This is a genomic window from Acidobacteriota bacterium (assembly GCA_040754075.1).
In the GTDB taxonomy this organism is placed as follows: domain Bacteria; phylum Acidobacteriota; class Blastocatellia; order UBA7656; family UBA7656; genus JBFMDH01.
Genome location: JBFMDH010000023.1, coordinates 16,193 through 28,781 on the forward strand (window position 1 = coordinate 16,193; position 12,589 = coordinate 28,781).

A 12,589-nucleotide genomic window follows, 5' to 3' on the forward strand; every position below is an offset into this window, starting at 1 on the left:
TTTTGCCTCTAAAAATAAACGGTTATCATAACAGACGACAGTTACATCTGTCAGTCAAACATTTGGAGGCATTACCGGTATGGAAAGTTTTATCGCTGAGGACGTAGAAAAATACATTTACGATATTTTGCCCGCGCGCGATGAAGTGCTCACCGAAATGGAAGCGCAGGCACGGCGTCGCGACATTCCGATTATTGGTCCCGCCGTGGCGAGAGTGATTTATCAGTATGCGAAATTGATTAATGCCAAACGGGTTTTCGAGATGGGTTCGGCAATCGGTTATTCAACCATCTGGCTGGCGCGCGCGGTGGGAGAAGGCGGCAAAGTCTATTACACCGACGGCAGCGAAAAAAATTGCGCCGAAGCGCAGGGGTACATCGAACGCGCAGGGGTCGCCGATAGCGTAGAAATTCTACAGGGCGACGCGATTGATTTGCTTGAACAAACCGAGGGTGAATTCGATTTGATTTTTAATGATGTGGATAAGCATCAATACCCCGATGCGTTTCGCGTCGCTTTGCCGCGCGTGCGAAGCGGTGGTTTGTTTATTACGGATAATGTCTTGTGGTCGGGAAGAGTCGCGCGCCAGGCAAATGACCAATACACCGCAGGCGTGCGTGAATTCAACCGATTGATTTACACCGCCGATAATCTCTTTACAACCATTCTGCCGATTCGCGATGGCATTGCCGTTTGTTTGAAAAGGTAGAACCGAACGAAAGGAAAACTTTAAGCTTGCTACTGGTTATGAGTCGAAAGCGATTTGCCGGATTGATAGCGCAACCAGATCGAGAGAGAGATAAATATCAACAAGCTGAGGATTGAAATGATTTTTCCTGCCTGACGCGGCAGGGTGTCCGCGAATTTCAGATTTATCCGATAATCGCCCGGAGCGATTTTAAGCAGTAAATTTCCGCTGGCGCTTGGTTCCACGACAACCGGCTCCCCGTTGATTTCAGCAGTCCAACCGGGAAAATACATGGGTCGAAACACGATATTGGAATCTTGCCTCGCGGTTATTTCATAGCTCTGGTTAATGCCACGGTCATCAATGACCCGAACCAACGCCTCGCCGCTTTCAACAATCGGACTCCCCACGTTTCTCCATGATTCGAGGTCAGCATTCCACCAGATGGGGCGATACTCGCGAACCTCTCTTTGGCTCAGCCCATCTTGCAATTTTTCCGGCGAATGCGGCGCGCGAACCACCGCCAGATAGCTAATCACCAGATTGAATATCATCGCCAGCGCCAGTATGCTGCCATAAATTACACGCCGTTTCGACGCTTTTAAAATCCACCAGGCGATTGCTGATAGGAGCGCAAGCCCTACGCAAGCGACCACAAAAAAGCGCACCGGGAAAAACAGCATGGGTAATCCGGGGAGCCATTGCCACACCAATCTGGTCGCTCGCGTGGTAATCAAAATGCAACAAGCTGTCAGCGCCCACACCGCCGCTGTCAATTTGAAACCCGCAGGATTTTCCTGACGCCATCGCCAGGTTTTCCAGAGCGTCAAGGTAATCGCTAAAAAGAAAACCGCTACCCCTACAGCCATCACATTGGTTTCAAGCAGATAGGATTGTGGTGTTTGGGTCTTCGCAAAAAGGGCAGAATTAAAGGCTTCGTCAATATGCTTAAATAAAAAATAGTCCTGGTAATTGAACTTAAATTGCAGTTTGACAAACTCTCTTTCAAAGACAATCGGGACGATAAAAATGGCGGCAAGCCCCAATCCCAGTAAAAGTCCGCAGGCGATTTGCCATAGATTTTTAAATTTTCGAGTTAATAAAATCGCCAGAATCGGTAAGAGCAGACTGGTTAAAAAGGCAATCGGCACATGGGTAAAAAGCAATAAGGCATAATTGCTTGCCAGCAGGAAAATGTGTTGCGTATTTTTTTGCAGGCTCAGGTGGTAAATCGAATTGAACAGAAAAGGAATCCAGGCGAATGACCAGAATTCCGAAACCGCTGTTCCCTGATACAAATCATAAATGTGATAGGGAATAACTGAGTAAATGATTGCGGCAAACAGACTATAGCCACAAGGTAAAAGATTGCGCGCTAATTTGTACATCCCGGCTGCCGAAATCATCAGTGAAGTCCAGCAACTCAACGCCATTGCCGGCAAAGTGCCGACAAAAATATCGAAAAAAGCGGCAACGTAAAACGGCAGCGGCGGATAATACAAAGCAACCGGGCTGCCTTGATGATGATTGGCGGTCGGAAGCCAGCGCGGAAAAATAGCGCCGTCGCCGAGCGCTTCTGAAAATTGCCAGGTCCAACGATAATGCCTGACCGCATCATAACCTGCCGGAAACCCGAAAATAAATGTTGGCAACATCAAAAGGGTTGCAACCCCGATGATAACGCCGATGGGCAATACTCGCTTGAGAGTGAATCCTTCGTGAGCAGAGGTTTCGGATTTCGGCTTCAAATTCAACACGTTTTCCATCCCTTTTGATTTTTTTCAAAGTGATTCAACGGTCAAAGTTGATTCAGTTTATCATTTTAAATCCCAACTTGGGTTAAAAAGTGCAGCATTACGATGGGGATATTCAGATGTTGAATTCCATCAATCATCCAGCCGATTTACAACCGCATAATTTAAACGGCTGGAAATCATTGCACAGCTATTCAAAGTTTTAGATGGATTTGAAAAGTTTAAAAATAGTTTTGTATATTACCTCATCTCGCCTGTTTTAAGCGTTTCTTAATCGAGTAGAAAATGGAAAAACGACAACCGGAAATCAAGTTAAAGAATTTATCGCCTGAGCAAACCCAGGAACTCTTGCCTGCGAATTTAATTTTGCTGGCTTACAGAGGTTCGATTGCTCATAACATGTTCGTGCCGCAAAACAACCCTGACAGTATTGATGACAAAGATTTGATGGGGGTTTTCGTCGCGCCGATGGAACATTATCTGGGATTCGGACGCGATGATGTCCATGAAAAATTTATCAACGAATGGGACAGTGTCAGTTATGAAATTCGCAAATTCATTCAGTTGTTGCTCAAATGCAATCCCAATGTTTTGAGTTTGCTCTGGGTGGACGAGTCCCACATCATCTATCAGCACGAACTGGGAAGCCTCTTGCGTGATAATCGCCATCTTTTTGTTTCAAAGCAGGCTTATCATTCGTTCAACGGATATGCCTATGCGCAATTCAAACGCATGACGCATTTCAATCAAGAAGCACAGGCTGAAATGCAGGCGCTGGAAACGCTCTTGCTGGAAAACGAAATTGACCTTGCCGACCCCAGACCCACGCAAGAACAACGTGATGTGGCTATCACAGGTGGCGACTATAGCGGTGAAAAACTCGGCACTTTGATTGACCGCTATCAGGGCATCAAACGGAAATATTTTTCCGGCGGGTATATGGGAAGCAAACGACGCGAGTTAGTCAGACGTGTAGGCTATGATGCGAAAAATGCCGCACATTTAATTCGCTTGCTCAGAATGGGCATTGAATTTTTAGTCGAAGGCGAATTGCATGTAGCGCGCGCCGATGCTGAAAACCTGTTTGAAATCAAACGCGGCGAATGGTCAATCGAGCGCGTCAAAGCCGAAGCCGAACGCCTGTTCAAACTCACCGAAGAAGCATATGTGCGAAGTGCGCTGCCGGTAAATCCCGACACTCAAACCGCCGAAAAGCTTTGCATGGACATCATCGGCAAATATTACCGGTGAGCACTTGACACACTCACCTGTGACTTTAATAATGCGCGCATACTCGGCAATCTGAAATTATGCGCGCATTTCTTTATTGCGCTGAGTGGGTTTATGTCCAGTTCCCGAATGCCTGAACCAATTTCCTTTCAGCCGCCGTTTACGCGCTATCAACTCGACTCTTCCTTTGACGAAATGTTTGATGGCGCGGGCACTTGTCGTCCGCCTTATCAGGCATTGCTTAAACGCTTGTTCAAGCTTTCACCTGAAGAATTAAAACAACGCCAACAATCGGCAGACCTCTCTTTTTTGCATCAAGGCATCACCTTTACGGTTTATGGTCGCGAAGAAGGCACTGAACGCATCTTCCCTTACGACCTGTTGCCGCGCATCATTACCGGCTCGGAATGGGCGACGCTTGAACAAGGACTGACGCAACGCATCAATGCGCTCAATCTTTTTCTCAAAGACATCTATCACGAAGGCTGCATCCTGAGTGACGGCATCGTGCCGCGTGAATTGATTTATTCCTGCCGTCACTTTCGCCGCGAAATGCGCGGCATCAATGTCCCGCGTGATATTTATGTTTCGGTCATCGGCACAGACCTTGTCCGTTTGGATGACGGACAGTTTGCCGTACTCGAAGACAATCTGCGGGTGCCAAGCGGGGTCTCTTATATGCTGGCAAATCGCCAGGTCATGAAGCATGTTTTTCCGCGACTCTTCGGCAATTATGGCGTGCGCCCGATTGACCATTATGGGCAGGCGTTACTGGCAACCCTTCGCGCGCTCGCGCCTGCGCATCGCCCTGACCCAACCATCGTCTTACTCACACCCGGGGTTTTCAATTCGGCATATTTTGAACATACCTTCCTGGCGCGGCTGATGGGCGTAGAACTTGTCGAAGGGCGCGACCTGGTGGTTCACGATAATGTCGTTTATATGCGAACCACTGCCGGGCTGAAGCGCGTCGATGTGATTTACCGGCGCGTCGATGATGATTTCCTCGACCCATTGGTCTTTCGCCCCGATTCGCAACTCGGGGTTGCCGGACTCATTAACGCCTATCGCGCCGGCAATGTCGCTTTGGCGAACGCCATCGGCACAGGCATTGCCGATGACAAAGCCTTGTATGCTTATGTTCCGGCAATCATTCGTTACTATTTAAGCGAAGAGCCGATTTTGCCGAATGTCGAAACCTATCTGCTGAGCGATGAATCGCAACGCCAGTATGTGCTTGAAAATCTCGACAAACTGGTTGTGAAAGCGGTTGGGGAATCGGGCGGTTATGGAATGTTAATTGGACCCCACAGCACAGCGGCAGAGCGCGAAGAGTTCCGCGAGCGCATCCTTGCCGACCCGCGCAATTACATCGCCCAACCGACTCTCGCGCTTTCCCGCGCGCCGTGTTTTATTGATGGCGAAGTCGAAGCCCGTCACGTCGATTTGCGTCCCTACATATTGAAAGGCGACCAGGTTACGATTGTCCCCGGCGGACTCACGCGCGTGGCGCTCAAACGCGGCTCTTTAGTCGTCAATTCGTCGCAAGGCGGCGGCAGCAAAGATACCTGGGTGCTTGCCGAATAATCACTGGTCATTGATTAGTTGTCACCGGAGTGGTCATGGGCTTGAAAAGCTTTAACAAATGGCAAGCAACCGATGACCAATAGAAAATTATGCTATCGAGAGTTGCAGACAGTTTGTATTGGATGAGCCGATACCTTGAACGCGCAGAGCATACGGCGCGGTTAATCGATGTCACGCTCAACCTGATGTTGGATCAATCGCCATTGATGGCGGAGCGGCGCTGGCAACTGGTCATGAGCGGTTTAGGCTTGCCGCCCACCGATACCCGCGACGCTTATAAACTCACTGAGAGTTTGGCATTTGATGCTGAGAATCCCGGTTCCATCGTCTCTTCTATTATTGCCGCGCGCGAAAATGCCCGGCAGGTGCGCGAGCAAATCAGTTCGGAAATGTGGGAAGAATTGAATCGCCTCTACCTGCAAGTCAAAAGCGCCAGAATCGAGCAGATATGGAACTTCGGTTCGCACGCCTATTTCCGCAACGTCAAAGAAGGCGCGCACCTCTTTCAAGGCATCACCGATTCAACCATGAGTCACGGGCAAGGATGGCGATTTATTCAAGTCGGGCGCTTCATCGAACGCGCCGGAGCGACGGCAGCCTTGCTTGATGCGCATTTCAAATACCTGTCTGACCCGAATATCGAAAGTGATGGCAAGAGCGATTATCTCGAATGGGTCGGGCTGCTGAAATGCTGCACGGCATTTGAAGCCTGTTGCAAAGTTTATTCGGCAGATTTACAACCCGACCGCATTGCCGAATTTCTTTTGCTCAACGCTGATTTTCCGCATTCGGTGCGCTTTTCCGCCGATATGTTGCAAGCCGGATTGAACGCGATTGCCGAAGCCACGCAAACTCATAAATCTTCCCGCGCCAACCGACTGGCTGGAAAATTGCGAGCGGCGCTCAGTTTCGTGCAGATTGAAGAGATTATGGAAAGCGACCTGCACAGCTATTTGAAAGATATTGAGCGCCAGTGTTTGCAGATTCACGATGCGATTTATCAGGCATATATCACCTATCAGATCGAATCCGCGCCGGTTTCATAAGCTTTGAACCGTTGTCCGCGACTGGTTGCGGCTGCTTGAATAAACGGGATTTTATGATTTCGCAAATAAAAAATTTCCAACATCCGAAAACCAAAAACTGATTTATGTACTATTCAATTCGTCACCTTACTAAATTCCGCTACAGCGCACCAATCAATGAAAGTTTAATGGAAGTTCGTATGCACCCGCGTTCTGACGGCTTTCAACGTTGTCTCTCGTTTGAACTATCGGTCAGCCCGCGCGCCCGCATCCTCAATTACCGCGATTATATGGGCAATCAGGTGCATCATTTCAACATCCCGGGCAGGCATAATCAGCTGGCAATTAAAACCGAAGCCCTGGTTGAAATGCTTCCGCCTGCGGAGATTCCCGAAAGTCTGGATGGCGACGGGTGGCAGCGACTCGAAGAATTAACAATGAGCAATGACGCCTGGGATATGTTGTTGCCAAGTTCTTTCACCGAGCGTAGCGCCTTGCTCGAACAATTTGAGCGCGAGTTAAACCTGCAACAACGCGCCGACCCGCTCAGTTTGTTGCGCGAAATCAACAAAGGCATTCACAACGCTTTCGACTATAAACCGCAAAGCACCAAAGTGGATTCAAAAATTGATGAAGCGTTGGAAAAACGTCAGGGTGTCTGCCAGGACTTTGCGCACATTATGATTGCCCTGGTTCGCCATCTCGGGATTCCCTGTCGTTATGTGAGCGGCTATCTGTTTCATCGCACCGATACGCCTGACCGTTCGGCGCAGGATGCCACTCACGCCTGGGTTGAAGCCTTGTTGCCGGATTTGGGTTGGGTGGGATTTGACCCGACGAATAATTTGCTTGCCGGTGAACGCCATATTCGCACCGCCATCGGTCGCGATTATACGGACGTGCCGCCAACCCGTGGCGTATTTAAAGGCGAAGCCGAAACTGAACTCAAAGTCGCGGTTCAGGTTTCCCCTACGACCCACCAACTCCCGGAAACCGAAGCGACGCGGATGCCTTCGTGGACTTTGTATGAAGCGAGTCAACAACAGCAGTAGCAACGGTGAATCAACTCAGAATCAAACGATTGGCACCAACAATGGTCACAAGTGCCGGATTAGAGCAGTTTGCCATTAAACTTACTAATGAAATGTTGAAGGAGGGGTCTTTGACCGTGACCTCTGCGCGTCGGTATGAGTGAATGAAAAATTCGGCTGTTCGACCTAACTGCATACGCCTCCGTTCAAACACTCAAGATTCGGCTTGCGCGGCGCGCTTCTTCTGCAACAGCCAGTCGCCAAGCAAAATAACCAGTATCGAAATTCCTGCCGCAGGCATCAGCATGCCGAGCAAAGCAATCGTGACCAACAACCACTTCGCCGGTTTGAAGGCTTCGGTTTTTTGCGGGAAACCGGTCTTACCGCGCGGCTTGCGTTTCCACCACATCACCACACCCGTCACACTCATGGCAACAATCAACAGACAAACCAGAAACGCTAAAATCTTCGTCGGCATTCCGTAAATCGAGCCGACGTGAATCGGGTAGGCAAGCAACCGGGTCTTTGCCATCGGGGACAAATCTTTGAAGGTCACGTGGTCAAGGATAGTGCCGGAATATTGCTCAATGTGGAGATTTGAATAGGTGGACAGCTTATCCGTCGTCCCACAATAGACCGAAAAACTGTCTTCGGCAGTGTGCGGCAAATCCACAAAAAGTTGCGGCTCACTTTGTTCACGGCGCGCAATGGCGATCACCTTATCAAGGCTTAGAGGTTTTGCGCCTTCCCTGACCGATGACTTCGGCGGACGGAGATAACTCTGCGGGTAGGCGTTCGTCAGGTACGCTGCAATGTCATAAACGCGTCCGAAAAATTGCGTAAAAAACAGTCCTGTGAACATGACCAGGAATGCCAAAATGGAAAAATAGAATCCGGGAACTGTGTGCCAGTCGCGCCATACGGCGTAGCTTTTGCCGCGCAGTCGCGGCAGCCACACGCCGATGATTTTCCGGCGACCGCGAGGCCACCACAGGTAAATCCCCGTGACCACCAAGATGATGCCCCAGCTTGTCGCGAGTTCGACGATATACCTTCCTGTGGAACCCGCAAACAGTGTGCGATGAATTTTGAGAACGATGTCAAAAAACGAATCACCGTATTCGGTCTGCCCTTGCACCTCTCCTGTATGTTGATTGACAAAGACATAAAGATAACGCTCCGGTTGTTGATGAAAAGTGATAATCGTAGCCCGTTGCGCGTCGTCCGATAAGGTTAGACCATGAGCCTCGAAGCCTTGCGGCACAACGGCTTTGGCGGCTTCGAGTTGTTGTTGATAGGTGACCACCTGCATTTGCGGCATAACGGTTCGATAGGGATATATCCAAGGCTCGATTTCTTTAACGAAAACATAAAGTCCGCCGGTGATGGCTGCCGTTAGCAATACCGGCAGTACGATTAGCCCCGCGTAAAAATGCCAACGCCAAATGACACGATAGAGGCGCGGTATCGGTTGGCTTGCAGGCACATCCGGCTCATTAAAATTATCAGTCAACGTTCCATTCTTGCCGACCTGATCAACTGGTTTCGCTTCAATATCCGCAATGGCAGTTTCAATTTTCATGGTGTTTGTCAAAAGATGTGATGAGTTAGCGTTCACTCAACTTGATCAACCGACGACCGCAACGAATGAGCAGAGCGCTATCAACAGCGGCGATGCCGTAAATTCTGCCGCCGTTCAGCGACAACTCGTTGCGGGCAATTCTTTCGGGGCTGGTCCCGGCGCGAAACACTTCGGTCACGCCTTCGACAGTGAAAAAATAGATGTGGTCTCCGGCAGCAAGCGGCGAAGCCCAGCAATCGCTTTCGATGCGCGTTTGCCAGAGTTGCTCGCCGGTCTTCAAATCCAAGCAAAAAACCGCGCCAACTTTGTTGACGAAGTAGACCAGCCCTTTATAAACGAGCGGCGAACAAAATGAAGAGGTGGCTTCCTTGGCTCGCCACCGGACTCGCGTTTCGCTTACATCACCCGCGCCGCCAAGTTGAATAGCGAGGTTCGAGCCTTTATCGCTTGAGCCGATTACTACCAAATCATCACCAATCGAAGGCGATGGAATGTTATTGCCTTTCAATCCTTTCACAGACCAAAGTTCGCGCCCCGTCGCCGCCTCGAAAGCTGCGACTCGCCCGTTTACGCTAATCAAAATTTGCGCACTGCCCTGATGCGAAGCGATGATAGGCGAAGTCCAGCCGCCGCCTTCCGCCAAGTCGGTCATCCATAAATTGCGCCCGCTCTTTTTATCCACCGCCAATAAATACGAATGACCCTGATGAACTACGAAGACGATAACCGCTTGCTCGGTGAGCGCCAGAGAACTGCCCAAACCGTGATTGGTTTTATAAGCACCGTATTCGCCTGCCAGTTTGCGTTGCCATAACAATTCGCCTTTGTGGTCAAAGGCGAACAAATCGCCGCTCTCGAAAAAAGCGTACACGCGCCGCTCATCAACGGCTGGCGTGGGCGCGGCTTTGCTCACGGTGTTGGCATCCTTCATGGTGTAAGTTGCCGCCTGTTTTTTCTCCCAGAGTTTTTTACCGCTTTTGAGATAGAAGCAGGAGACGAAGAGGCGTTCTTTGTTTTCGCCCTGCGTGGAGGTGAGAAAAATTTTATTGCCCCAGACGACCGGACTCGATTGACCATAGCCCGTCAAGTTCACGCTCCAGGCAAGGTTCTTCTTGTCAGACCATTCGAGCGGCAAATTGCGAGCCGTAGAGTGGCTGTCGCCCGTACCGCGAAACGCTGTCCAACGACTTTCGCTTGTCAGTGGCGTGAGCAGTAAAAACAGAATGAGCATAAGATTCATGGTATCTCCAATCGATAGCTTGGTTGTGATTTGAAGGGTTGGCGAAGCGGTAAGGCAACTCCCCTCCCGGCTATAGCCGATTCGCCTGCCTGCTCGCTTATCGCCCTTTCGCCCAATTCCAACGCATCCCAACGCGGAAGGTGCGACCGACTTCCGGGCGATAAATCGGAGCAGGAGTAAAACTGGTGTTTGGTGGCGTTGGCGCAAGCAAGACGCCTGTGTTCGGGTCTTTGCTGTCGGTGAAATTATCAACGGCAGTGAAAACCTCCAACCCGCTGTAGAGGCGTTTGGCGACGTATAAATCCCAGAGCGCGAATTTCGGCGCAATCACATCTGTCAAAACGCCGTTCACGGTGGCGCGTGAATTGATCCAGGAACTGTAAAACGTGCCGCGCACATTGGCGCGCAAGCCGAGCTTTTCATCGCTCTCCCAGACAAAGCGCGCGCTGCCTTGATGGCGGTTTCTGCCTGTCAATTGCAAATCGGTTTTCTTATCGAAGGCATCGAGATAGGTGTACGCGCCGCCAACAGCAAAACCGTGAGCTAACGAAACGTCGCCATCAAACTCGACGCCTTGGGTCGCGGCATCGGCAAGGTTTTTATAGAAAAAGAGCAAGCGCCCGAGTTGCGGTTTGAATGCCGGGTCAATGCCTTCTTGCGCCATGATTGCCGCAAGCTGCTGCGGCGAGGTGATGAATCCCAGACTCACCGAATCAATCAAGTCGTGTATGTCATTGCGAAAAATATTCACGCCAAACCGAACGCGACGATTGCGCGTTGTATATTCGCTACCCACTTGCCAGGAGTTGGCATATTCGGGTTGGAGATTCGGATTGCCGATGACTTGATAAAAATTGGTCGGGTTCAGAAAGCGAAAGTAGAGTTGCCCTAAATCTGGAGCGCGAAAGCCGCGACCATACGAAACGCGCAAGCGCAAGCCTTCCGTGACTTTGAAATTCACGCCAACTTTCGGCGAGAAAGCGTCGCCGAAGATCGAATGGCTATCATAGCGAAACCCTAACGTCACAGTTAGGCGATTGAGGCTAAGACGATCTTGCGCCCAAAATACGCCTGTGTCGGCTTGATTGCCACCGTCATCGCGCAAACGGTTCGCGCCGCGATAACGATCTGTCCAAAATTCGCCGCCGATTTGCACCAATTGCCGCTCGCCTAAAATTCTTCCAAGCGTCGCGTCAACTTTGCCCAGTCGCTCGTGCAGCGTGCCCGGCGTAAGCGGCGTATTGAGCGATGGCGCAAGTCTCCCATTGGAAATCTCATCAAACTTTGCAAAATAACCGCGCGCCTGTAATGTCGTTCGCCCATCAATCTGCCAGTCTGCGGTCAGACCGTAGTTTTGTGATTCTTCATCAATGTCGTTCGTTTGTGACCCGAGCTCGCCAACGGAACGTCCGCGTTGATTCGTCCAGTAGCTATTGACCAAAGTCGAAAGCGAAAAGGAGGGAGTAACTTGATACTTGAATTTCGCCAGCGCGTCGTAGCGATGAAACCCTGCGCCAGTGGTGTCGAAAGTCGTAGGCGTTAAATCGAAGCCGTTGTTTTTGTGACGCTCAAAGCTGAAAAAGCCGCTCCATTGATTTTGCGAAAATCCCGCTTCGGCGCGAGCGTCGAACGCGCCGTAGTTGCCGCCGGAAGTGGTCAAGGAAAACTCGAATGGTGATGAAGGCTCGCGGGTGATGAGGTTGATGACGCCGCCGATGGCATCCGAACCGTAGAGCGCGGAGGATGCGCCTTTGACCACTTCAACGCGGTCGAGCCTGCTGGTTGATTGACGGTCAAGGTTCAACACACCGCGTTTGATGCCACGCGCTCCGACTATCGGCTGCCCGTCAAGCAAGACCAGCACCTGGCGCGAATCAATGCCTTGAATCTGTTCGCCTGCCGCGCCTGCGGTCTCCGAACCGCGACGAGTTACTACACCTGGGAGTTCGCGCAAAACTTCAGCGACCGTTTCATAACCGGTGTCGCGTATGCGTGAACGCCCGACGACTTCAACGCGGGTATTTAAGCTTTCGCGCAACTCTTCTTGGCGTGAGCCGGAGACGACGGTGAGTCTCTCCGTAAGTAATGCAGGCGCAAGCGCAAAACTGATGGCGTCGGAAGAGGGCAAGTCAACCTCTTTCGATAGCGGCGCGAAACCTTCGGCGCTTGCAGTGAGGCGACAGCGTCCGCTCGAAACCGCTGAGAAAACGAACTCGCCATTGGCGTCGGATTTAACGGCGCGTTCAAAGCCTGTAGCGAGGTGTTCGATAGTGACCGATGCGCCGGTAATCACCGCGCCCGTCTGGTCAACGACTTGTCCGCGCGCGGCGATGGATTGCGCAAAGAGGGAATGCGTGGAAGAATTGAGAAGTAAAAAAACGAGCGTCAAGGTTGCCAGTTGACGCCAACGACTAGTGATTGAATAACACATTTGATGCCTCCTTAATTCGCG

At 50.7% G+C, this 12,589-nt stretch carries 9 protein-coding genes; 5 read left to right on the forward strand and 4 right to left on the reverse strand.

All coding sequences use genetic code 11. The annotated features are described in order from the left end of the window. Positions 1–79: 79 nt before the first annotated feature. Positions 80–709, forward strand: a complete 630-nt coding sequence (locus AB1757_21510; GenBank protein MEW6129632.1) for an O-methyltransferase — start codon at positions 80–82, stop codon at positions 707–709. Positions 710–738: 29 nt separating this feature from the next. Here the strand turns inward: AB1757_21510 and AB1757_21515 are convergent, their stop codons facing one another. Further along, on the reverse strand, positions 739–2,445 hold the full coding sequence (locus AB1757_21515; GenBank protein ID MEW6129633.1) for a 6-pyruvoyl-tetrahydropterin synthase-related protein: 1,707 nt from the start codon (positions 2,443–2,445) through the stop codon (positions 739–741). Positions 2,446–2,727: 282 nt separating this feature from the next. Between AB1757_21515 and AB1757_21520 the strand changes: the two genes are divergently transcribed. The 4 genes from AB1757_21520 (at position 2,728) to AB1757_21535 (ending at position 7,336) form a co-directional block, all read left to right on the forward strand. After that, positions 2,728–3,693 carry a nucleotidyltransferase domain-containing protein gene (locus AB1757_21520; GenBank protein MEW6129634.1) on the forward strand — a complete coding sequence of 322 codons (966 nt, stop codon included), beginning with the start codon at positions 2,728–2,730 and terminating at the stop codon, positions 3,691–3,693. Between the two features lie 108 nt (positions 3,694–3,801). Then, positions 3,802–5,259 (forward strand): circularly permuted type 2 ATP-grasp protein, encoded by a 1,458-nt coding sequence (locus AB1757_21525; GenBank protein ID MEW6129635.1) that lies wholly within the window; start codon positions 3,802–3,804, stop codon positions 5,257–5,259. 89 nt (positions 5,260–5,348) lie between these two features. Continuing rightward, the gene (locus AB1757_21530; protein MEW6129636.1) at positions 5,349–6,305 is read left to right on the forward strand and encodes an alpha-E domain-containing protein; all 957 of its coding nucleotides are present in this window, start codon (positions 5,349–5,351) and stop codon (positions 6,303–6,305) included. Between the two features lie 104 nt (positions 6,306–6,409). After that, a complete protein-coding gene (locus tag AB1757_21535; protein ID MEW6129637.1) occupies positions 6,410–7,336 on the forward strand; it encodes a transglutaminase family protein in 927 nt (308 codons plus the stop codon). Between the two features lie 193 nt (positions 7,337–7,529). Here AB1757_21535 and AB1757_21540 read toward each other — a convergent pair whose 3' ends face one another. From AB1757_21540 to AB1757_21550, 3 genes are all read right to left on the reverse strand, one after another. Then, entirely contained in the window at positions 7,530–8,897 is a 1,368-nt protein-coding gene (locus AB1757_21540; protein ID MEW6129638.1) for a PepSY domain-containing protein, read from the reverse strand. Positions 8,898–8,922: 25 nt separating this feature from the next. Continuing rightward, positions 8,923–10,137 carry a PQQ-binding-like beta-propeller repeat protein gene (locus tag AB1757_21545; GenBank protein ID MEW6129639.1) on the reverse strand — a complete coding sequence of 405 codons (1,215 nt, stop codon included), beginning with the start codon at positions 10,135–10,137 and terminating at the stop codon, positions 8,923–8,925. A gap of 97 nt (positions 10,138–10,234) precedes the next feature. Then, positions 10,235–12,568 (reverse strand): TonB-dependent receptor, encoded by a 2,334-nt coding sequence (locus AB1757_21550; protein MEW6129640.1) that lies wholly within the window; start codon positions 12,566–12,568, stop codon positions 10,235–10,237. Between the last annotated feature and the right edge of the window lie 21 nt (positions 12,569–12,589).